This window comes from Streptomyces sp. NPDC031064, assembly GCF_055570965.1.
In genome coordinates, this window is sequence record NZ_JBVIGF010000001.1 from 1,126,675 (window position 1) to 1,148,418 (window position 21,744).

The following is a 21,744-nucleotide window of genomic DNA, read 5'->3' on the forward strand; positions in this document are numbered from 1 at the left end:
TGTCGTCACCGTCGGCAGGCGTGGTTCCCCGGGCCGGTCAGGGCTCCGGGGCCGCGGCGCAGCCGCATGGCGTGCGCGCAGCCCCGGTGGTGACCGGTGACGGACCCGATGGCCATGGAAGCGCTGCACATGGCCCCCATGCTGGACGAGCCGTCTCGCCGCGGGCAACGGGATTTCCGGCCCTTCAGCGCTGGTAGCGCGCCAACACCAGGTTTCCGTCGTCGACGAGGCGGCTTTCCAGCTCGGCGGCGTCGATGGCACCGCTGTAGTACTCCTGGAAGGCGGGCGTGGCGACCTTGTCCTTCCACTCCGGGTACCCGCGCACCGACTGCGCCGGGGCGGACCGGAGGTTCTCGGCCAGCGCGGCGCCGGTCGCCCAGCCGTCCTTCGCGGTGTGCAGCGAGGGATCCCCGAGCGCCGCCGTACCGGTCGGGAGCATCCAGTCACCGCGCGCGAGGCGCACCATGTTGGGCGGCTGGAGGAGGAAGTCGATGAACCGCGCGGCTTCCTCCTTGTACGGGCTGTCCTCGGCGATCGAGAGCGTCTGCGGGCTGACGCCCTGTGCCAGGCCGCCCTCCCCGGCCGGCGCGGGCAGCACCATCCACTCGAACCCTTCCGGCGCCTGCTGCACGATCTGCTGGCGGTAGGAGAAGCCGAGCGGAACCATCGCGTACTTGCCGCCGAAGAAGCCGGGGAGCGTGTCGGAGCCGCCCATCCCCAGCGTCGTGCGCGGCGCGGTGCGGTCGGTGTTGACCTGGGCGTGGACGGTGCCGGGCATGACGGCGTCGCCGTCCTCGAACCGGATGCGGACCTTGCCGTCACCGCTTCGGTGGAAGAGCCGCCCGCCCGCCGACAGGCCGAGGTTGAGGGAGACGGAGACCGGCTCCTTCAGTGGCCAGGCGACGGCGTACTTCCCCTCCCCCATCGTCGCCGTCAACTCGCGGGCGACCTGCCGGAACTCCGGCCACGTCCAGGGCCTTTCCGGGGTCGGGATCCGGACGCCCGAGGACTCCAGGATCTTCTTGTTCGCCATGATGACGCGCGGTTCCTGGAGGAAGGGCACGCCGTACACCCCGTCCCCGAAGGTCGTCGTCTGCCAGCTCGCCGCCGGGATGTCGGCCTTGAGCCGGGCGGACAGCAGCGGGCGCAGGTCGGCGAGGTAGCCGCCGTACGCGAAGTCGGCGAGGTCGTCGGAGGCGTCGTGGATGATGTCGGGCGCCTCGCCGCCCTCGAAGGAGGTGAGGAGCTGGTCGTGGACGCTGTCCCAGGTGCCCTGGACGTATTCGACCCGGATGCCGGGGTGCGCGGCGTTCCACTCCGCGACCAGCTCCTTGTTGGCGTCGACCGACTCCTTCTGCCACGCCAGTGACTGGAACCGGAGCACGATCTTCCCGGTCGGGCGGCCACCGCCACCGCCGTTACCGGTGCAGCCGGCCGCCAGCAGCGCGAGGACGGCGGCCAGGATCCCGGCCAGGCGCGCGCGCATCAGGACTTCACCGCCCCGGCCATCATGCCGCCCGTGATCCGCTTCTGGATGACCGCGAAGACGGCGAGGGAAGGGAGGGTGGCGAGGAACGCGGCCGCGGCGAGCGGCCCGAGGTCGGCGACGCCCTCGGCGCCGAGGAAGTGGGTGAGGACGACCGGCAACGTCTGCTTCTCCGGGGTCTTGAGCAGGACGAGCGCGAAGAAGAACTCGTTCCACGCGGTGATGAACGCGAAGAGCGCGGTGGCCACGATGCCGGGCGCGAGCAGCGGCGCCGTGACCGAGACGAGCGTACGGAGCCGGCCCGCCCCGTCGACGGCGGCGGCCTCCTCCAGCTCGGCGGGCACCGCGCGTACGTAGCCGGTCAGCATCCACAGCGCGAACGGCAGCGACCACACGACGTACACCAGGACCAGGCCGAAGAGGGTGTTGATCAGGTGCAGGTTCTTCAGGATCAGGAAGAGCGGGATGATCACCAGGACGAAGGGGAACGCCTGGCTCACCACGACCCACCCGGTCGCCGCGGCCGAGAGCCGGCCTCGGTGGCGGGCCATCACATAGGCCATGGGCGTGGCGATGGCGACGGCGACCAGGGCGGCGGCGAGCGCGGCGATCAGGCTGTTGGCGGCGGCCTGGAGGAGGGGCTGCTCGTCGAACGCCTGCCGGAAGTTGGCGAGGGTGGCGTCCTTCGGGATCCACGTGGGGTGCAGGGAGCCCAGCTCCCGGGCCGGTTTGAAGGCGGTGGAGACCAGCCACAGGAAGGGCAGGGCGAGGAAGGCCAGGTACGCGACGAGCGCGAGGTACTGGCCGGCCCGCGCGGGGCCACCGGTGCGAAGACCGCTCACTGGTCCTCGCCTCCCTTCAGCCGGGCCACCAGGTGGAAGGCGAGGAGTACGGAGACGACGGCGACCATCACGCAGCCCATGGCCGCCGCGTAGCCGAACTGCCCGTACCGGAACGCCTCTTCGTACGCGAAGAGCATCGGCAGCCGGGTGCGGCCGCCGGGTCCGCCGCTGGTGAGCACGTACACCAGCGCGAAGGAGTTGAAGTTCCAGATGAGGTTGAGCGCCGTGATGGCGAGCGCGACCGGCTTGAGGGCGGGCCAGGTGACGGTACGGAACCGGCGCCACGCCCCGGCGCCGTCGAGGGCGGCGGCCTCGTGGAGCTCCCGGGGCGTGTTCTGGAGCCCGGCGAGGAGGGCGACCGTGGTCTGCGGCATGCCGGCCCAGATGCCGACGAGGATCACGGCGGGCAGCGCGGTGGCGAGGGAGGTGAGCCAGTCCCGCCCGTCGCCGAGCCCGAGGTCGCGGAGGGTCTCGTTGAGGATGCCCGCGTCGGGGTTGTAGACGAGCCGCCACATGATGCCGACGACCACCTCGGGCATCGCCCACGGGATGATCGCCAGGGCCCGCGCCAGCCAGCGGAAGCGGAGGTTCTGGTTGAGCAGCAGGGCCAGCCCGAGGGCCAGCAGGAACTGGGGGACGGTGACGCCGACCGCCCAGAGCAGGCCGATCCGGAACGACTCCCAGAAGAGCGTGTCGTGCAGCAGGTCCTGGAAGTTCAGCGTGCCGGTCCACTGGGTGGCCCGGGTGCGCCCGGACTGGGCGTCGGTGAAGGCCAGGGCGATGCCGTAGAGCAGCGGGCCGACGCTGAGGACCAGGATCGGGAGCAGCGCGGGCAGGACGAGGAACCAGGCCCCGTGATCCATCGGCCGGTGCGCCGGCCGGTGCGCCGGTCCCCCGGCTCTCCCGCCGGCCCGCTCAGGTGCGGTCACCAATGTCACGGTCAGTCCCCTTTGTGAAGTTGGGCCGGCCTGGCGTCATCGTCCTGACGGGCTGTCGGTTCGTCAAGCGTGCCCGCACGGATGCGATGCTTCTCCGGATCAGCACGTGTACGGGAGGGACGGACGCGATGGACGAGGCGCGGGCACGGGAGGTCCTGGCCGCCGCGGGAGCGGAAGGCGGGGCGGCCGCCGGGGCGGTGCTGCTGGCCCTCGGCGAGAACGCCGTCTTCGCCGTCGGCGATCTGGTGGTGAAGATCGGCCGGGACGCGGAGCTGCTGGAGCGGGCCGAGCGCGAGGTGGCGGTCGCCTCCTGGCTGGCGGAGTCGCAAGTCCCCGCCGTACGGGCGGCCGAGCCCAAGCCCCGCCTGGTGGAGGGGCACCCGGTGACGGTCTGGCACCGGCTGCCCGAGGCCGTCCGCCCGCCGGAGCCACGGGACCTCGCCCCGCTGCTGCGCCTGGTCCACGCCCTCCCGGAGCCTCCCTTCCCGCTGCCGCGCCGTGACCTGCTGGGCGGCGTGGAGCGCTGGCTCCGGCTCGCGGGCGACGCGATCGACCCGGCCGACGCGGCGTTCCTGCGCGAGCGCCGCGACGGGTTCGCCGAGGCGGCGGCCGCGCTCACGCCGCATCTGACGCCCGGCCCGATCCACGGTGACGCGCTGCCGCGCAACGTGCACGTCGGCCCGGACGGCCCGGTCCTGGTCGACCTGGAGACGTTCTCGGCAGACCTGCGGGAGCACGACCTGGTCGTCCTGGCGCTCTCCCGGGACCGCTACGGCCTCGACCCGGCGGCCCATGACGCGTTCACCGGGGCGTACGGCTGGGACGTGCGCGAGTGGGAGGGCTGCACCGTGCTGCGCGGCGCCCGGGAGACGGCGAGCTGCGCCTGGGTGGCCCAGCACGCGCCGTCGAACCCGAACGCGCTGGCCGAGTTCCGCCGCCGGGTGGCGTCGCTGCGCGACGGGGACCCCGAGGTGCGCTGGTACCCCTTCTGATCCCTTCTGACATCATGAACTCCGTTCGCCGACGGGAGGATTGACATGCGGGTGGAACTCAGCGAGGTGACCCTGGAGGTCCAGGACAGCGCGACCGGCCGGGACCCCGTCCTGCTGGTGCACGGCTTCCCGGACACCCACGACCTCTGGCGCCACCAGGTGCGGGCGCTGAACGCGGCCGGCTACCGCACGATCGCACCCGACCTGCGCGGCTTCGGCGCCTCCGACCGGCCGGAGGGCACCGAGGCGTACGACCCGGCCCGCTCGGTGGCCGATCTGCTGGAGCTCCTGGACCGGCTGGACATCGGCTGCGTCCACCTGGTGGGGCACGACTGGGGTTCGGGCATCGCCCAGGGCCTGTCCCTCGCCGCGCCGGCCCGCGTGGCGACCCTCACCCTGCTGTCCGTGGGCAACCTCGGCTCGCTGCTGGCGGCGGGCTGGGAGCAGCGTCAGGCGTCCTGGTACATGCAGTTGTTCCAGATCGAGGGGCTCGCCGAGGACTGGCTGTCCCGGGACGACTTCGCGAACCTCCGCGAGATGCTGGCGGAGCACCCGGACCGGGACGAGGCGGTGGAGCGGATGCGTGAGCCGGGTGCGCTCACCGCCGCGCTGTCGGTGTACCGGGCGGGGCTGTCGCCCGAGGCGATGTTCGGCCCGCTGCCGCCGCTGCCGTCGCTCCGGGGCCCCGTGCTGGGTGTGTGGAGCAGCGGCGACCGGTTCCTCACCGAGCGGTCGATGACCGGCACGGAGAAGTACGTGGAGGGCTCGTGGCGCTACGAGCGGATCGAGGGCGCCGGCCACTGGCTGCCGTTGGACGCTCCGGAGCGGGTGAACACCCTGCTGCTCGACTTCTTCGCCGAGCACGGCCGCCCGCCGAAGCCCTGACGCACGCCCGGCCCGCCCGGCCCGCCCGGCCCGCCCCGGAGCCTCAACCGGCGGCGGGCGTCACCGCCGGCGCCGTGACCCCGGCCGCCGAAGCGGTGGCCGTGGCCGTAGCCGTAGCCGTAGCCGTAGCCGTAGGAGCCGCTACCGCCGGAGCCGTGACCGTAGGCGGCCCTGCCGCCGGGGCCGCCGCAGTCCCGGCCGCCGTGGCCGTGGCCGCGGGCGCCCCGACCGCGGGCGCCCCGACCGTCGGCGCGAGCTCCCGCAGCGGCCAGGCGGGGTCTATGACCGCGTCCGGGGTGCCCTTGCGGCGCAGGAAGCTCTGGAAGTCGGCCGCCCACCGCGCGTACCACCCCACCTGCCGCTCGTGCAGCTCCCCCGGGCTCAGCGCCGCCACCGAGGCGTGGCGCTCCGCTATCGCGCAGGCCACCAGCACGGCCGCCAGCGCGTCGGCGGCCGCCTGGTGGGCGCCGTCCAGCACCACGCCGTACTCGGCGCACACCGCCTCCAGGTTCCGCTTCCCCCGGCGGTAGGGGTCGACGGCGCGGTCGATGGTGTACGGGTCGACGACCGGGCCTATCGGCGCGCCGCCCAGCCGCTCGCTCAGGTCGGGCAGTCCGTGCCGCCGCAACTCGGCGGTGAGCAGCGTCAGGTCGAAGCCGGCGTTGTACGCCACGACGGGCACCCCGCGCGTCCAGTACCCGACGAGGGTGTCGGCGAGCTCGTCGGCGACCTCGCGCACCGGCCGGCCCTCCGCCGTGGCCCGCTCGTTGCTGATGCCGTGGATCGCCGAGGCCTGGGCGGGGATCCGGATGCCCGGATCGGCCAGCCAGTCGCGGCGGACCACCACCGCCCCGCCCCGCACCTCCACGACCGCGGCCGTCACGATGCGCGCTTCGAGCGGCTCCGTGCCCGTCGTCTCCAGATCGAAGCCGACGAGCGTCTCCCCGTGCCAGCCCATGCTGCTCCTCCTCGCGATGCTGTGGTGCGCCCCCCGTACGGTGCACTCCCCCTGTGGGTCTTCACCCTCCCACGCACCACTGACAACGGGCTCCGGCGAGGCTCAGGAGACCGGTCGGGAGTCGGCCCAGACCGACTCGAACTCCTCGCGGTAGGTCTCGAAGAGGCCGTGGTCGTTCTCCGTCCCGGCCGTGCCGGCCCTGACGACCGGTCGCCTGCCGCCGCGCAGCACCAGCACCGGCGCCTCCATGCCGCGGGCCCGGCGCAGGTAGGACTGCACGACACCCACCCCGTCCGGCCCGTCGCCGTCGACGAGGTACGCGGTGAAGCGCGGCGTCTCGTCGAAGACCTGGATCTCGAAGGCGCCCGGGTCGCGCAGCTTGGAGCGCACCCGCCGCATGTGGAGGATGTTCATCTCCACCGAGCGGCTCAATTCGCCCTTTTTGATCCCAAGTTCCCTTTCGCGCCGTTTAACGGCGCTGCTGGCCGGGTTCAGGAACAGCAGACGTATCCGGCAGCCCGACTCGGCGAGCCGCACCAGCCGCCGCCCGGAGAAGTTCTGCACGAGGAGGTTCAGGCCTATGCCGATCGCGTCGAGGCGCCGCGCCCCGCCGAAGAGGTCCTCGGCGGGCAGTTGCCGCTGGAGCCGCACCCGGTCGGGGTGGACGGAGACGACGTCCGCGTACCGGTCGCCCACGAGGTCCTCCACCGCGTCGACCGGCAGCCGGTGCGCGGACGGCACGCCCGCGCCGCCGCCGAGGATCTCCAGGAGCCGCGCGGAGGCCCGCTCGGACTGGTCGAGCACGGTGCGCGACAGGGCCCGGTTGCGGGAGACCACGTTCCGGGTGACCTCCAGCTCGTCCAGGGCCAGCTCCACCTCGCGCCGGTCGTCGAAGTACGGCTCGAAGCAGGGCCAGTGCTGGACCATCAGCTCGCGGAGCTGGGGCAGCGTGAGGAAGCTGAGCACATTGTCGTCCGCGGGGTCCAGGAGGTACCCCTTGCGACGGGACACCTCGCGCACGGCGACGGCCCGCTGCACCCACTCCTGCCCGGCGGGTCCGGCTGCCGCCACCACCCAGTCGTCGCCGTGGACCGGCTCGTAGACGGGCCGCAGGACGGCGGCCACCACGGCACGCAGCCGCTGTTCGACCAGATTCAGCCAGATATAGGCGCGTCCGGCGCGCTGGGCACGGGTCCGTACCTCGCTCCAGGCCTCCGCGCCCCAGTCCAGTTCCGCACCGATCTCCATCGGCCGGGCGAGTGAGACCGCGCCGGGCGGGACATCAGCGGGGTCAGTGGAGTCCCCCTCATGACCTGAGTCACCTGGGGGCAGCTCCAGCCCTCCCGAGCTCACCCGCGCACCGCCTTCTACTCCTGGACGCCCGTCTCCAACGATCAAGGAAGGGTACTCCGGGAGCGCGGGACGGTGCAGCCCGATCGCCGGGCTCCTTTGTCAACGTCCATGATTCTTCCGCCGGTTCCGGTCCCCGCGAGCGCCGGGAGTGAGCGGATTCATAATGGTCGGCCCACCGGGCCCGGCCCGGCGGCCCGGCGGCGGGGCTCCGGCCGGCGGCGCCTCGCGCCCGCCCCGGCGCGGGCGACGCCCCGGAACGCGAAGTTGACCCGGGCAACCGGACGGCGCCCGTCCGCCACCGGCGGTGTACTGATCGGACGAATCAGGCACAGGGGGCGATTTCCGGCCACTGCATGGCTCACGCCGCGTGGTCACCCGGTAGGACCGGCCGAAGTCCTAGGAGGTTGCACCACTTTCGGGGAGGATTCTGGCTCAAGTGACCCCCATCAGCCGGATCAGAAGTGGAAGAGTCTTATCTATGCAGGTCTGGCCGGGACAGGCGTATCCGCTCGGCGCCACGTACGACGGCGCCGGAACCAACTTCGCGGTCTTCTCGGAGGCCGCCGACCGAATCGAGCTGTGTCTGCTCCACGACGACGGCTCGGAGACCGCGGTGGAGCTGCGCGAGACCGACGCGTTCGTACGGCACGCGTACCTGCCCGGCGTGATGCCGGGCCAGCGGTACGGGTTCCGGGTCCACGGACCGTACGCGCCGGAGCGCGGACAGCGCTGCAACTCCGCGAAACTGCTGCTCGATCCGTACGCGCGGGCGGTCGCCGGCGCCGTCGACTGGGGCGAGGCGGTGTACGGCTACCACTTCGGCAGGCCGGACTCCCGCAACGACCTGGACTCGGCGCCGCACACGATGACCTCCGTCGTCGTCAACCCGTACTTCGACTGGGGCGACGACCGCCCGCCGCGCACCGACTACCACCGGACGGTGATCTACGAAGCCCATGTGAAGGGCCTGACGATGCTCCATCCGGCCCTGCCGGAGGAGCTGCGCGGTACGTACGCGGGACTCGCCCACCCCGCGGTGATCGAGCACCTGACCGAACTGGGCGTCACGGCGCTCGAATTGATGCCGGTGCACCAGTTCGTCAACGACCACCGGCTCGTCGACGCGGGCATGGCGAACTACTGGGGCTACAACACCATCGGGTTCTTCGCCCCGCACAACGCGTACGCCTCCTGGGGCGACCGGGGCCAGCAGGTCCTGGAGTTCAAGTCGGCGGTCCGCGCGCTGCACCAGGCCGGCATCGAGGTCATCCTGGACGTGGTCTACAACCACACCGCCGAGGGCAACCACCTGGGCCCCACGCTCTCCTTCCGGGGCCTGGACAACACCTCGTACTACCGGCTCGTGGAGAACAACCCCCGGTACTACATGGACACCACCGGCACCGGGAACTCGCTGCTGATGCGCTCGCCGCACGTGCTCCAGTTGATCATGGACTCGCTGCGGTACTGGGTGACGGAGATGCACGTCGACGGGTTCCGGTTCGACCTGGCGGCGACGCTGGCGCGCCAGTTCCACGAGGTGGACCGGCTGTCGTCGTTCTTCGACCTGGTCCAGCAGGACCCGGTGGTCAGCCAGGTCAAACTGATCGCCGAGCCCTGGGACGTCGGCGAGGGCGGGTACCAGGTGGGCAACTTCCCGCCGCTGTGGACCGAGTGGAACGGCAAGTACCGCGACACGGTGCGGGACCTGTGGCGAGGCGAGCCGCGCACGCTCGCCGAGTTCGCGTCACGGCTGACCGGCTCCTCGGACCTCTACCAGGACGACGGGCGGCGCCCGCTCGCCTCGGTCAACTTCGTCACCTGCCACGACGGCTTCACGCTGCGCGACCTGGTCTCGTACAACGAGAAGCACAACGACGAGAACGGCGAGGGCAACCGGGACGGCGAGAGCCACAACCGGTCCTGGAACTGCGGCGCCGAGGGCGAGACCGGCGACGAGCGGATCACCGAGCTGCGGCTGCGCCAGATGCGCAACTTCATCGCCACCCTGATGCTGTCCCAGGGCGTACCGATGCTGAGCCACGGGGACGAGTTCGGGCGCACGCAGGGCGGCAACAACAACGCGTACTGCCAGGACAACGAGGTCGCGTGGGTGCACTGGCCGGACGAGGACTCCGAGGAGGCCCGGTCGCTGCTGGAGTTCACCCGTTCGATGGTGTGGCTGCGGCGGGACCACCCGGTCTTCCGGCGGCGGCGCTTCTTCCACGGGCGGCCGGTCGAGGGGACGCACGACGAGCTGTCGGACATCAACTGGTTCACCCCTGAGGGTGAGGAGATGACCGCGCGGGACTGGCAGGCGGCGCACGCCAAGGCACTGTCGGTGTTCCTGAACGGCAGTGCGATCTCCGAGCCCGGCCCGCGCGGGGAGCGGATCGCCGACGACTCGTTCCTGCTGATGTTCAACGCGAGCGCCGAGGACCTGGACTTCGTGGTGCCGGTCAATCACGGCCGCCAGTGGCAGGTGGTCGTGGACACGGCCATCCCCGAGGGCGTCGAGCCGGGGCAGGGCGCGAAGGTCGCCGCGGGCGACCGTCTCACCCTGATCGGCCGCAGTCTGACGGTGCTCCGGCGCCCCGCCTAGGAGACGGCTTCCAGGGGGGCTCCTGGAGCGGGACGGGGTTCGCGGCCCGTGGCGGGCGGGCCGCGAACCCGGGCGGAACGTGGCGTCGGGCGTAAATCGCATGAACGGATGACACAGAAGCCGCCCAAGCGGGTACGTACGTTCGCATGACGCCCAACTCGACCTATCGGCTCCAGATCCAGCCGGACTTCCCCTTCGCCGCCGCCGGGGAAGCGGTGCCGTACCTCGCCTCGCTCGGCATCTCGCACCTGCATCTGTCGCCGGTCCTGGAGGCGGTCCCGGGCTCCACGCACGGGTACGACGTCACCGACCACAGCCGGGTGCGCGAGGAGCTGGGCGGCGAGGCGGGCCTGCGGGCGCTGGCGCGCACCGCCCGGGCGCACGGCCTCGGCCTGGTGGTGGACCTCGTGCCCAACCACATGGCGGCGAACCCGCGGTACAACCGGGCGCTGCGGGAGGTGCTGCGGGACGGCCCCTCGTCGCCGTACGCCCGCTGGTTCGACATCGACTGGGCGGCGGGCGGGGGGAAGGTGCTGCTGCCGGTGCTGGCGGGCCGGATCGGCGACGAGCTGGCGCGGATGCGGGTCGAGGGCGGGACGCTGCACTACGGCGAGCAGCGGTTCCCGCTGCGGCCCGGTACGGAGGGGAAGGCGCTGCCGGAGCTGCTGGACGCCCAGTGGTACCGGCTGGGGTGGTGGCGGCTGGCCCGTACGGAGCTGAACTACCGGCGGTTCTTCACGATTTCGGACCTGATCGGGGTGCGGGTCGAGGAACCGGAGGTGTTCGAGGCCACCCACGCCAAGATCGTGGAGCTGGTACGGGACGGGGTGGTGGAGGGCCTGCGGATCGACCACCCGGACGGGCTCGCGGACCCCGAGGCGTACCTGCGGGAGCTGGAGCGGGCGACCGGCGGGGACTGCTGGATCGTCGTCGAGAAGATCCTCACCGGCGAGGAGCGGCTTCCGGCGCGGTGGCCGGTCGCCGGCACGACCGGCTATGACGCGCTGCGGCGGGTGGACGGGCTGTTCGTGGACGGCGCGGGCGCGGCGGAACTGGCGGAGCACTACCGCCGGTTCGCCGCCCCGGCCGGGGACCGGGGCGGCCACTGGGAGGCGACGGCGCGCCGGGCCGCGTACAAGGTGGTGACGCACGCGCTGGCCTCGGAGGTCGCGTTCCTGACCCGGACGGCCGCGGGCGTCTGCGCCGCCGACCCCGACCTGCGCGACCACGCACCGTGGGCGCTGCGCGCCGCGGTGCGGGAGCTGCTGATCCGGGTGCCGGTCTACCGCCCGTACGGGACCGGCGCGGAGGACGCCCTGACGGCGGAGGCGGCCGAGGAGGCGAGGGCGACGTTCGCGGTCCCGGAGGAGGCGGCGGCCGTCGACGTCGTCCGGGACCTGGCGCTGGGCCGGCTCGGGGACGGGCCGGAGCACCGGGCGTTCCGGACCCGGTTCGCGCAGACCTCGTCGGCGCTGCGCGCGAAGTCCGTCGAGGACACGGCGTTCTACCGGTACACGCCGCTGGTCTCGGCGAACGAGGTGGGCGGGGAGCCGGGCAGGCCGGCCGTGAGCCCGGCGGAGTTCCACGCGTACTGCGAGCGGCTGGCCCGCGACTGGCCGGCCACGGGCACGGTGCTGTCCACGCACGACACCAAGCGCAGCGCGGACGTGCGGGCCCGGATCGCGGTCCTGTCGGAGTGCCCGCAGCGGTGGGCCAAGCTGCTGGACGACGTGGCGCGCACGCCGGCGCCCGACGGCCAGGTGGCGTGGACGGCGTGGCAGACGGCGGTGGGCTTCGGCTACCCGTACGGGGACCGGCTGGCGCCCGCGGTGCTGAAGTCGGTGCGGGAGGCGGGGCTGCACACGAGCTGGACGGAGCCGGATCCGGCGTACGAACAGGCGGTGCTGGACTTCGTGGACGCGGGCCCGGCCGGTCCGGGCCTGTACACGGTCTCCCTGCTGGTCCGCGAGCTGGACCCGTACGTCCGGGCGAACGTGCTCGGCGCGGCGCTGCTGCACCTGACCATGCCGGGCGTTCCGGACTTGTACCAGGAGACGGAGCGGGTGTACCTGGCGCTGGTCGACCCGGACAACCGGCGGCCGTTCCGGGAGGGCCCGCCGGACGAGAAAACGGCCGTCACGCGCGCGGCGCTGCGGCTCCGGCGGCGGTACCCGGACGTGTTCGGGACGTCGGGGACGTATCTGCCCCTGACGGCGAGCGGCCCGGCGGCGGAGCACTGCGTGGCCTTCTGCCGCTCGGGCGAGGCCGTCACGGCGGTCACCCGGCTGTCGCTGAGGCTGGCGGAGGGCGGCGGCTGGGGCGAGACGTCCCTGACGCTGCCGGAGGGGCGGTGGTTCGACGCCGTGGAGGCGGGCCGGGAGTTCCCCGGTGGTGAGCCGGTGCCCCTGGTGGACCTGTTCGCGGCGCGGCCGGTGGCCCTGCTCAGCCGCCGCCCGGTGGCGGAGGACTGATCCCGGGTGTGGTCGGCGCGGCTGATCCGGGGTGCCGTCAGCGGGCGGAGAGGCGGAAGCTCATGCGCCCGAAGGCCACCATGTCACCGGCCTGGACGACGACCGAACCGGTCACCCGCTGTCCGTTCACGGTGGTGCCGTTGGTGGAGCCGAGGTCGCGCAGGACCCACATGCCGCCCTGAAGGCTCAGTTCGGCGTGGAGCCGGGAGACGGTCTCGTGGCTGAGCCGCAGCCCGTTGGCCGGGTCCCGCCCTATGCGCAAGGGGTACGGTCCGGGCTCCGGGAGCAGCAGCTTCGGCAGCCGCTCGGCCTGCCAGGCGCGGCGCAGCCGGACATGGAAGGCGGACATCCGTTCGACCGCGCCGAACAGCCGCTTGGACCAGCGCCCTTCGGTGCGCAGATCGGCGGTGAGGGCCGCCAGCTCGTCGGGGCGGCGGGCGACCAGGGCCAGTTCCATGCGCCGCAGGAACGTGTCGTGCGACAGTTTGCCCTGCGCGGCGCCTTCCCTCAGCAGCCCCAGGGCACGGTCCCGTTCGGCGTCGGAGAGCCGAGCGGGGTACGTGGAGGACTCGAAAGCGGACGTCACAGCGTGATTGTCGGTCCGGGCGGGCCGGGGTGTCCAGACGGACCCCGTTGTCGGACCCCGTTGGTACGGTCTTGATACGAGGTCGCTTCGGCCAAGTGTCGTGCTTCCCGATCTCGATCTTGTCAGGATTGGGGCGTTACGACGACGAGGGGATCACCAGTGCTGTTCGAGGTGTGGGCGCCGCAGGCAGAGGAACGGGTCGAGCTCCAACTCCAGGGGGCGGTCCACCCGTTGGAGCGCGATCCGGAGCGGGACGGCTGGTGGACAGCCGAGGCGGAGGCCGCCGACGGCGCCCGGTACGGGTACGCGCTGGACGGCGGGCCCGTACTGCCCGACCCGCGGTCCCGGCGCCAGCCGGACGGGCCCGACGGCCTGAGCGCGGTCGTCGACCACGCCACGTACGCCTGGCGGCACGAACCCCCGGCGCGCGGGCTGCGCGGCGCGGTGCTGTACGAGCTGCACGTCGGTACGTACACGCCCGAAGGCACCCTCGACGCGGCGGCCGCGCGGCTGGACCACCTGGTGGAGCTGGGCATCACGCATGTGGAGCTGATGCCGCTGTGCCCGTTCCCGGGCCGGCACGGGTGGGGGTACGAGGGCGTGTCGCTGTGGGCGGTGCACGAGCCGTACGGCGGGCCGGAGGCGCTCAAGCGCTTCGTCGACACGGCGCACGGCCTGGGCCTGGGCGTGGTGCTGGACGTGGTCCACAACCACCTGGGCCCCTCCGGCAACTACCTCCCGGCCTTCGGCCCGTACTTCACGGACACCCACCACACCCCGTGGGGCGCCGCCGTGAACCTGGACGCGCCGGGCTCTGACGAGGTCCGGGCGTTCCTGCTGGGCAGCGCCCTGGCCTGGCTGCGCGACTACCGGATCGACGGACTGCGGCTGGACGCGGTGCACGCGCTGGCCGACACGCGGGCGCTGACGTTCCTGGAGGAGCTGTCGGCGGCCGTGGACGAGCTGGCCGCCGAGCAGGGCCGGGAGCTGTTCCTGATCGCCGAGTCGGACCTGGCCGACCCGCGCACCACGACGCCCCGCTCCTCCCGTGGGCTCGGCCTGCACGCCCAGTGGAACGACGACTTCCACCACGCCCTGCACACCGCCCTGACCGGTGAATCGCAGGGCTACTACGCGGACTTCGCGCGTGCCCCGCTCGCCGCCCTCGCCAAGACCCTGGGCCATGTCTTCTTCCACGACGGTACGTACTCGACGTTCCGCGGCCGTACGCACGGGCGCCCGGTCGACCGGGTGAACACCCCGGCGCACCGCTTCCTGGGTTACGCCCAGACCCATGACCAGGTCGGCAACCGGGCGACCGGCGACCGGCTGTCGGCGTCCTGCTCCCCCGGGCTGCTGGCCTGCGCGGCGGCCCTGGTGCTGACGGGGCCGTTCACGCCGATGCTCTTCATGGGCGAGGAGTGGGCGGCGAGCACCCCGTGGCAGTTCTTCACCGACCACACGGACCCGCAGCTCGCGGAGGCGGTCCGCAACGGCCGGAGACGGGAGTTCGCCGCCCACGGCTGGGCGGAGGAGGACGTTCCGGACCCGCAGGACCCGGCCACCCGGGACCGCTCCTGCCTGGACTGGGCGGAGCGCGAGCGGCAGCCCCACGCACGCGTGCTGGCCTGGTACCGGGAGCTGATCGCGCTGCGTGCCTCCCAGCCGGACCTGACCGACCCGGACCTGGCCGCGGTGCGGGTGGCGTACGACGAGGAGGCCCGCTGGCTGGTGTACCGGCGCGGGGACCTGCGCGTGGCGGTCAACTTCGCCAAGGAGCCGGCGCCGATCCCGCTCGGCACCCGGGGGCGGGTGCTGGCGGCCTGGGAGCCGGTGGAGATGCCGAACGGGGACGGGGTGATGACGCTGCCGCCGGAGTCGTGCGTGGTGCTGGCGGACGCGTGATCCGTCCTGCTCGACGGTCTACTCCACGATGGCGAGCTCGCGCGGGGTGGTGTTCAACCGGCGGCCACCGTCCTCGGTGACCGTGACGATGTCCTCGATGCGGACGCCGAAGCGGCCCGGGAGGTAGATCCCCGGCTCGACGGAGAAGCACATGCCGGGCACGAGCGGCTGTTCCTCGCCCTCGATCATGTACGGCGGCTCGTGCGTGGTGACACCGATGCCGTGGCCGGTGCGGTGGATGAAGTACTCGCCGTACCCCGCCCCGGCGATCACCGCGCGGGCCGCCCGGTCGACGTCCTGGCACGCCACGCCCGGCCTGACCGCCTCGAACCCCGCCTGCTGTGCCTCCCGTACGACGTCGTGGACGCGCCGCTCCTCGGGCGTCGGCTCGCCGACGTGGACGGTACGAGTCGTGTCCGAGCCGTAGCCGTGCTTGAGGCCGCCGAAGTCGAGGACGACCATGTCGCCCTCCCCGATGGTGCGGTCGCCCGCCTCATGGTGCGGGTTGGCGCCGTTGGGACCCGATCCGACGACGGTGAAGTCCACCTGCGAGTGGCCGAAGTGCTTGAGCAGCGCGGCCAGGTCGGCGGCGACGTCCGTCTCCTTCCGCCCGGCGAACCGGACCTTGAGGATCTCGCGGTACGCCTCGTCGGCGGCGGCGCCCGCCGCCTCCAGCCGGGCCAGCTCCGGCGCGTCCTTGACCGCCCGGAGCATGGGCAGCGCCTGGGTGAGCGCGGCGTACGAGGAGTCCGGCAGCGCCTGCTGGAGCCCGAGCAGATGCATGGCCCAGGCGTTGTCGCTGACCCCGAACCGGCCCTTGGGGTCCAGCAGCGGGGCGGTGACGGCGTACGGGTCGGTGCCGTCGGTCCAGTCCCGGAGGGTCAACGCGGCGGCCCCGGGGGCCCGGTCGGCGTCGGGCGCTTCGAGGGTCGGCACGATCAGGACCGGGTCCCGCCCGGAAGCCAGGACGAGGAGCGTGAGGCGCTCGGTGTCGGCGGTGGGCCGGTATCCGGTGAGGTACACCAGGTCGGGCCCCGGCGCGACGAGCAGTCCGGCGAGCCCGGCGGCAGCGGCCGCCTCGGTGGCGCGGGCCATGCGGGCGCGGTAGTCGTCGGCGGTGAACGGGGTGGTCGCGAGGTCGCTACGGCTGTCCATGACGGTCATCCTCGCCGGGCAACGGGGCGGGCGCGAGCGATATGCGGTCAGCAGCGGGCGTGGTCAGCGCGGTTGCCACGGTGGCGGCGGGGCCTGACGGTTCGCCGCTGCGGAGGAGTTCGGTGCGGTGCACCAGACGGGGGTCGGTGAGGGGCACGGCGGTGGCTCCGGGCGCCGGGGGGACGGTCGTCGGCAGCAGGGTCAGGCCGTGGCCGGCCGCCGCGAGGGCGGTGAGGGTGCGGACATCGGTGCCGTCGTAGCGGAGGGCGGGGCGGAAGCCGGGCGTGCCCTGGGCGGCGCGCAGCCTCTCGAGCGGCAGGCCGGCGGCCGGTGCGTCGAGCCACCGGGCGTCGAGGAGGTCGACGAGGCGCAGACCGGGGCGGTGGGCGAGGGGGTGGCCGGCCGGGAGGTGGACGGCGAGCGGGGCCTCGGCGACGCGCGTCGCGGTGAGCGGGGCGACGTCCGGGAGCCGCAGCGGGTCGTTGGGGGCGGCGAGGCCGTCCACGATCCCCAGGTCGGCCGCGCCCTCCGCCAGGGCGGCGGGGATCTCGTCGCGGGGCAGCACGCGGAGGGTGACGCGGCCGGCGGGCAGCGCGGCGAGGACTTCGGGGCGGACGGCGAGCGGGGCGGCGGCGAGGGTCAGCTCACCGGCCGGTTCGGCGGCCATGCGCGTGAGGTCGGCGCGGGCGGCGTCGAGCCGGAGCAGCAGCGGCCGGGCGTGCTCCAGCAGCCGTTCTCCCGCGCGGGTGGGGGCGACCGGGCGGCGGACCAGCAGCGGCAGGCCGAGGTCGCCTTCGAGTGCGGCGATGTGCTGGGAGACGGCCGACTGGGTGTAGCCCAGTTCGTGGGCGGCCCGGGAGAAGGAGGCGAGCCGGGCCACCGTCACGAACGTACGGAGCAGGTGCGGGTCCATGGTCACCAGTGTCCCGCCCGCCATAAGCACCTCTGATCGGGGATGCAGAAATCATCGTTGGACCTGAACCGGCCTGGGCGGCAAGCATGTTCCGCATGACGCATCCCGTTGCCCGGATCGCCCTGGTCGGCGACCGTTCCTCCACCGTGCAGTCCCACGTCCGCGTCCCGGTGCTCCTCGACGCGCTCGCCGAGCGGGACGGTCTCGTCCTCGACGCGTACTGGATCCCCACCATGGACGCCGCCGAGCCCGGCGCCGTGGAGGGGTTCGACGCGGTGTGGCTGCTGCCCGGCAGCCCGTACCGCAGTGAGGCGGGCGCGGTGGCCGCGATCCGTACCGCGCGGGAGCGGGGGATCCCGTTCCTGGGGACGTGCGGCGGTTTCCAGCACGCGCTGCTGGAGTACGCCCGCAACGTCTGCGGACTGCCCCGTGCGGCGCACGCGGAGAACGACCCGGACGCGGCCGCCGAGGACCTGGTGATCGGGCGGCTGGCGTGTTCGCTGGCCGGCCACGAGGGGGCGGTGCGTGTGGCGCCCGGCTCGCTGGCCGCGTCGGTGATCGGCGCCGAGCGGTCGGTGGAGCGGTACCAGTGCTCGTACGGGCCGGACGGCGGGCACCTGGACCTGCTGCGCGCGCACGGGCTGCGCTTCACCGGGGAGGACGGGGAGGGACAGGCACGGATCGTGGAACTGCCGGGCCACCCCTTCTTCCTGGCCACGCTGTTCCAGCCCGAGCTGGCCGGCGACGGGACGCGCCCGCACCCGGTCGTAGGGGCGCTGGCGTCGGCCGCGGTGCACCACGCGCGCGTGGTGCCGACGGCGTGACCCGCGTACTCAGCTCATTCGTACGACGAGGTCGGCGCGGCCTCGTCCGGCGGTGACGAGCCGGGCGTTCGCCTCGTCGGACTCCCTGACCCAGCGCTCCGCGTACGGGCGGTCCTTGCCGAACCGCACGTGGCGTTCGACGAGCCGGTGGACGCGGCGGCGGTCGTCCAGCTCCAGGAACCACACCTCGTCCAGGAGGGGGCGTACGGACGCCCAGGGGCCGTCGTCGTGGAGGAGGTAGTTGCCCTCCGTGACGACGAGCGGCACCTCGGCGGCGACCGGGATGCTGCCGGCGACGGGTTCCTCCAGGGCGCGGTCGAACGCGGGGGCGTAGACGACCGTGCCGGGCTCGGCGGCGCGCAGGCGGGTGAGCAGGGCGGCGTACCCGGCGGCGTCGAACGTGTCGGGGGCGCCCTTGCGCTCGGTGCGGCCGAGCCGGCGCAGCTCGGCCTGGGCGAGGTGGAAGCCGTCCATGGGGACGAGGGCGGCGAGGCCGCCGAGGCGGTCGACCAGCCGGGCCGCGAGGGTGGACTTGCCCGCGCCGGGCGCTCCGGCCAGGCCGAGGATGCGGCGGGTGCCCGGGACGGCGAGGCGGCGGGCGCGGGCGGTGAGCTCGGCGAGCGCTTGCGAGTCCATGGGAGCAGTGTGGCAGCCCGCCGCCCTGCTGGTCAGGTGGCTGTCATACGTATAACGTCTCCCGTATGTCGCACATCGCCCTGATCACCCTCGTCGTCCGTGACTACGACGAGGCCATCGACTTCTACACCGGTGCCCTCGGCTTCGAGCTGGTCGAGGACACCGATCGCGGGGACGGTTCGCGGTGGGTCGTGGTCCGGCCCCGGGGCGTCGGGGCCGGGACCGCACTGTTGCTGGCCCGGGCGGCGGGCGCGGCGCAGGAGGCGAGCGTGGGCGCGCAGACCGGCGGGCGCGTCGGGTTCTTCCTGCACACCGAGGACTTCGCCGGTGACCGGGCGCGGATGCTGGCGGCGGGGGTGCGGTTCCTGGAGGAGCCCCGGTACGAACCGTACGGCACGGTCGCGGTCTTCGAGGACCTGTACGGCAACCGCTGGGACCTGTTGCAGCCGGCCTGACGGTCGCGGACCGCCAAGGGCGTTGTCAGTGGGAGCTGTTACGTTCTGTGACATGACGGATCCCTTGCTGGAGCTGCTCCGCACGCAGCCGCGCCTGGCACAACTGGCCGCGTACCCCTTCGAGTTCGACATCGACCGCGTCCATCCCTGCGAGGACGTCCGGCTGGCCTCCGGTGCCTCGCTGGAGCCGATAGCGGGGGACGACTCGGGCGGTACGTATTTCGTCTGCGACGGCGGACCGGTGCTGTACGCCTCGTCGGAGGGGGACGCGGGGCTGATCGGCACCGATGTGCGCGAGGCCCTCGAAGTGCTCATCGGCCTGCCCGAGTGCCCGGGGGGCGTGGGGCCGGAGGACGACGAGGAGCGGATCCTGGCCGCCGTCGCCGAGGCGGAGGAAGAGCTGCGCGAGGCGTACGGGCCGACCCTGGACGCCGACCGGGCAGAGCTGCGCGCGGGCCTGGGCCTGCCGGAGCGTTCCCCGGTCGAGCTGCTCGCCCGGCTGCACGCGGCCGGGTCGCGTACGGAACCGGATTTCGTGCTGCTCAACGCCCGGGAGGGGCTGGCGTACCGGCTCATGCACGACGAGCCGCGCCCGCCCGTGCGGGACGCGGTCCTGGCGGCGGGGCGCGAGGACCTGGTCCGGCTTCGGGCGGCCGGGAGCGCGCGGGGCATGGACGTGGCGGCGGCGCTGCGGGCGGCGCGGTACGACTCGGACGAGCGGGACCTGCCGTGGCTGCGCGAGGTGGTGCGCGCGGAGACGGCTCGTGGCGGCAGGTCCGACGACCTGCGGCTGGCCGAGGAGCTGTTGCACCGTCACGCCCGGGGCGGGGTCCCGGCGGAGCCGGTCGCGCCCGCCGCTCCGACCGGTCCCGAACCCGACGAGTCGGAGCTGACGTGGATACGGCTGGCGGGCCGCCGGGGTCTGACCGAGCTCGCCCGGGTCCGGCTGATACGGATGCTGGACGACACGGGCCCGGCGGACGGGGAGCTGATCGGCGCGCTCGCGGAGGAGTTCGCACTGCTCGGCGACTCCTGGCAGGCCGCCCGCGCCCGGCGGTTGTACGAGTCGCTCCAGGACTAGACGGCCGGGGCGGCCGGGCACGCCCAAGGGGCCCGGCGCCCTTACCGCGCCGTCAGTTGGGGCCCGACCAGTACGCGTCCTCCCACTGCTTCGCGTCCGGGGTGAACTCGACCTCGACCTTGTCGGCCGCGTCGGGCGGCAGCGAGAACGCGTACTTGCCGACGGCCTTCTTGCCGGGTAGGACGTAGCCGGTGATGACCTTCTGGCGTCCGCTTCCGTCGATCACCAGCTCCGTGGAGGCCCCGTTGGCGTCGTTGACGCTGGGCAGCCCCGTTTCGACCGAGATGCGTTCCGTGCTGGTGTTGACGACGGTGATCGTCACCTCGACGGCCTTGTTGCCCTTCGCGTGGCCGAGTACGAACTCGTCCGGGGTGAACGGCTGTGGCTTGGCCACCGTGACCTTCAGCCCGTTCCCGAAGGTGTACGCCTCGCCGAACGAAAGGTGTCTGGCCTTCTCCTTCGCCGCCTCCGCGGCCGCCGACGCCTTCGCCTCGTCGGCCTCCTCCGCACGGGCGTAGTCGGCGGCCTCCTTCACCGTCATCACGGTGAACACCCCACCGCCGACCGAGATCAGCAGGCCGGCCACGCCGAGGATCGCACCGGCCAGCGCCATCCCCTTGTTGGTCGCCAGCCCCCTGCGGGCTTGGCTCAGTCCCACGAAGCCGAAGATCACGGCCAGCAGGGCCGGCAGCCAGGTCACCCAGAACAGGATGACGGCCAGGCCGAGGATCACGCCGACGACGCCCAGCACCAGGGCCGTGACTCCCATGCCATTGCGGGCCTGTGCCGTCGGCACCGGGTACGCGGACTGCCAGTGCGAGGCGGCCGGTCCCCATGGCCCGGGGGCCCACGGATCCTGGCCGGCCGGCTCCCCTTCCTCGGGATTCCGGCCGCCGGACGGAGCAGGCATGGTCATACGAAGTCCTTCAGGCAACGGGAATTGACGGATCGATGACACTACCAGCCGCTTTTGCCGTTTCCTTACCCCTTTATGACGAGCGGGTCCGGCTCCGGACATCGCGACCCGGCGCCAAGGGGCGGGGCCGACGCGGATACGGGTGCCGGTGCCGGTGCCAACGCCAATGCGTATGCCGGTGCCGGTGCATAGCATGGCCGGATGTCCCTTCTCCAGCGCCTCCGGTTCGACCACGCCCCGGCCCTTCTGCGGTTCGAGCGCGAGAACCGGGCCTACTTCGCCGCCTCGATCCCCGACCGCGGCGACGAGTACTTCGCCCACTTCGACGCACGGCACCGTGAGCTGATGGCCGAACAGGAGGCGGGGCTGTGCTTCTTCCACCTCGTGGTGGGCGACGACGGGGAGGTTCTGGGGCGGGTGAACCTCATCGACGTGGCGGACGGTTCGGCCGAGCTGGGGTACCGGATCGCCGAAGGAGCCGCCGGGCGCGGACTGGCCACGGCCGCCGTCCGGGAGGTCTGCGCCCTGGCGGCCACGGAGTACGGGCTGACGACGCTGCGTGCCGTCACGACGCTCGACAACACCGCCTCACGCGCCGTGCTGGCCCGCACGGGTTTCAGCCCCGCCGGTGACGTCGAACTGGACGGCCGCCCGGGCCTCCGCTTCGTACGGCACCTGCGTGAAGGCGGCGCCGCCGCGCCAGGCGGCAGCCCCGCGGGGTGTCCGGTGACCGGATCCGGGTGAGC

The 21,744-nt window shown here is 73.1% G+C and carries 19 protein-coding genes and 1 pseudogene; 9 read left to right on the plus strand and 11 right to left on the minus strand.

What is annotated here, in order from left to right:
• Positions 1–5: 5 nt before the first annotated feature.
• The 4 genes from ACZ46W_RS04810 to ACZ46W_RS04825 are packed head-to-tail and all read right to left on the minus strand — an operon-like array spanning position 6 to position 3,191.
• Positions 6–131, minus strand: a complete 126-nt coding sequence (locus ACZ46W_RS04810; protein ID WP_468331305.1) for a hypothetical protein — start codon at positions 129–131, stop codon at positions 6–8.
• Positions 132–184: 53 nt separating this feature from the next.
• Positions 185–1,486 carry an ABC transporter substrate-binding protein gene (locus tag ACZ46W_RS04815; RefSeq protein WP_468331308.1) on the minus strand — a complete coding sequence of 434 codons (1,302 nt, stop codon included), beginning with the start codon at positions 1,484–1,486 and terminating at the stop codon, positions 185–187.
• The gene (locus ACZ46W_RS04820; protein WP_468331311.1) at positions 1,486–2,328 is read right to left on the minus strand and encodes a carbohydrate ABC transporter permease; all 843 of its coding nucleotides are present in this window, start codon (positions 2,326–2,328) and stop codon (positions 1,486–1,488) included. The genes ACZ46W_RS04815 and ACZ46W_RS04820 overlap by 1 nt, the downstream gene beginning before the upstream one ends.
• On the minus strand, positions 2,325–3,191 hold the full coding sequence (locus tag ACZ46W_RS04825) for a carbohydrate ABC transporter permease (RefSeq protein WP_366132103.1): 867 nt from the start codon (positions 3,189–3,191) through the stop codon (positions 2,325–2,327). The genes ACZ46W_RS04820 and ACZ46W_RS04825 overlap by 4 nt, the downstream gene beginning before the upstream one ends.
• Before the next feature lie 203 nt (positions 3,192–3,394).
• Here ACZ46W_RS04825 and ACZ46W_RS04830 point away from each other — a divergent pair, with 203 nt between their 5' ends.
• Together ACZ46W_RS04830 and ACZ46W_RS04835 are read left to right on the plus strand one after the other, a co-directional pair.
• Positions 3,395–4,258, plus strand: coding sequence for a phosphotransferase enzyme family protein (locus ACZ46W_RS04830; protein ID WP_468331314.1), 864 nt, complete (start codon positions 3,395–3,397; stop codon positions 4,256–4,258).
• Positions 4,259–4,303: 45 nt separating this feature from the next.
• On the plus strand, positions 4,304–5,143 hold the full coding sequence (locus ACZ46W_RS04835; RefSeq protein WP_468331317.1) for an alpha/beta fold hydrolase: 840 nt from the start codon (positions 4,304–4,306) through the stop codon (positions 5,141–5,143).
• Positions 5,144–5,381: 238 nt separating this feature from the next.
• Here the strand turns inward: ACZ46W_RS04835 and ACZ46W_RS04840 are convergent.
• Positions 5,382–6,101 (minus strand): annotated as a pseudogene (locus tag ACZ46W_RS04840) (exonuclease domain-containing protein); the annotation flags it as partial.
• Between the two features lie 102 nt (positions 6,102–6,203).
• A complete protein-coding gene (locus tag ACZ46W_RS04845; protein WP_468331320.1) occupies positions 6,204–7,454 on the minus strand; it encodes an SAV2148 family HEPN domain-containing protein in 1,251 nt (416 codons plus the stop codon).
• A gap of 478 nt (positions 7,455–7,932) precedes the next feature.
• Here ACZ46W_RS04845 and glgX point away from each other — a divergent pair, with 478 nt between their 5' ends.
• Both glgX and treY read left to right on the plus strand, forming a co-directional pair.
• A complete protein-coding gene (gene glgX, locus ACZ46W_RS04850; RefSeq protein ID WP_468331323.1) occupies positions 7,933–10,056 on the plus strand; it encodes a glycogen debranching protein GlgX in 2,124 nt (707 codons plus the stop codon).
• 146 nt (positions 10,057–10,202) lie between these two features.
• Positions 10,203–12,527 (plus strand): malto-oligosyltrehalose synthase, encoded by a 2,325-nt coding sequence (gene treY, locus ACZ46W_RS04855; protein WP_468331326.1) that lies wholly within the window; start codon positions 10,203–10,205, stop codon positions 12,525–12,527.
• Between the two features lie 37 nt (positions 12,528–12,564).
• Here treY and ACZ46W_RS04860 read toward each other — a convergent pair whose 3' ends face one another.
• Positions 12,565–13,113 (minus strand): FHA domain-containing protein, encoded by a 549-nt coding sequence (locus ACZ46W_RS04860; protein ID WP_468331330.1) that lies wholly within the window; start codon positions 13,111–13,113, stop codon positions 12,565–12,567.
• Between the two features lie 159 nt (positions 13,114–13,272).
• Here ACZ46W_RS04860 and treZ point away from each other — a divergent pair, with 159 nt between their 5' ends.
• Entirely contained in the window at positions 13,273–15,018 is a 1,746-nt protein-coding gene (gene treZ / locus ACZ46W_RS04865; protein ID WP_468331333.1) for a malto-oligosyltrehalose trehalohydrolase, read from the plus strand.
• 18 nt (positions 15,019–15,036) lie between these two features.
• Here treZ and ACZ46W_RS04870 read toward each other — a convergent pair whose 3' ends face one another.
• Both ACZ46W_RS04870 and ACZ46W_RS04875 read right to left on the minus strand, forming a co-directional pair.
• On the minus strand, positions 15,037–16,173 hold the full coding sequence (locus ACZ46W_RS04870; protein ID WP_468331336.1) for a M24 family metallopeptidase: 1,137 nt from the start codon (positions 16,171–16,173) through the stop codon (positions 15,037–15,039).
• The gene (locus ACZ46W_RS04875) at positions 16,160–17,086 is read right to left on the minus strand and encodes a LysR family transcriptional regulator (protein ID WP_468331339.1); all 927 of its coding nucleotides are present in this window, start codon (positions 17,084–17,086) and stop codon (positions 16,160–16,162) included. Before ACZ46W_RS04875 ends, ACZ46W_RS04870 begins: the two co-directional genes overlap by 14 nt.
• A gap of 95 nt (positions 17,087–17,181) precedes the next feature.
• Here ACZ46W_RS04875 and ACZ46W_RS04880 point away from each other — a divergent pair, with 95 nt between their 5' ends.
• Positions 17,182–17,910: a CTP synthase C-terminal region-related (seleno)protein gene (locus tag ACZ46W_RS04880; protein WP_468331342.1), complete on the plus strand. Its 729-nt coding sequence runs from the start codon at positions 17,182–17,184 to the stop codon at positions 17,908–17,910.
• Between the two features lie 9 nt (positions 17,911–17,919).
• On the opposite strand, the gene ACZ46W_RS04885 is transcribed toward ACZ46W_RS04880, so the two are convergent.
• Positions 17,920–18,546 carry a nucleoside/nucleotide kinase family protein gene (locus tag ACZ46W_RS04885; protein WP_468331345.1) on the minus strand — a complete coding sequence of 209 codons (627 nt, stop codon included), beginning with the start codon at positions 18,544–18,546 and terminating at the stop codon, positions 17,920–17,922.
• Positions 18,547–18,611: 65 nt separating this feature from the next.
• On the opposite strand from ACZ46W_RS04885, the gene ACZ46W_RS04890 reads away from it, so the two are divergent.
• Complete coding sequence (locus ACZ46W_RS04890; RefSeq protein WP_468331348.1) at positions 18,612–19,001, plus strand: VOC family protein; 390 nt, start codon at positions 18,612–18,614, stop codon at positions 18,999–19,001.
• Between the two features lie 52 nt (positions 19,002–19,053).
• Positions 19,054–20,082 (plus strand): hypothetical protein, encoded by a 1,029-nt coding sequence (locus ACZ46W_RS04895; RefSeq protein ID WP_468331351.1) that lies wholly within the window; start codon positions 19,054–19,056, stop codon positions 20,080–20,082.
• 52 nt (positions 20,083–20,134) lie between these two features.
• Here ACZ46W_RS04895 and ACZ46W_RS04900 read toward each other — a convergent pair whose 3' ends face one another.
• Positions 20,135–20,998: a DUF4190 domain-containing protein gene (locus ACZ46W_RS04900; protein WP_468331354.1), complete on the minus strand. Its 864-nt coding sequence runs from the start codon at positions 20,996–20,998 to the stop codon at positions 20,135–20,137.
• Between the two features lie 201 nt (positions 20,999–21,199).
• On the opposite strand from ACZ46W_RS04900, the gene ACZ46W_RS04905 reads away from it, so the two are divergent.
• A complete protein-coding gene (locus ACZ46W_RS04905) occupies positions 21,200–21,742 on the plus strand; it encodes a GNAT family N-acetyltransferase (RefSeq protein WP_468331357.1) in 543 nt (180 codons plus the stop codon).
• Positions 21,743–21,744 lie beyond the last annotated feature (2 nt).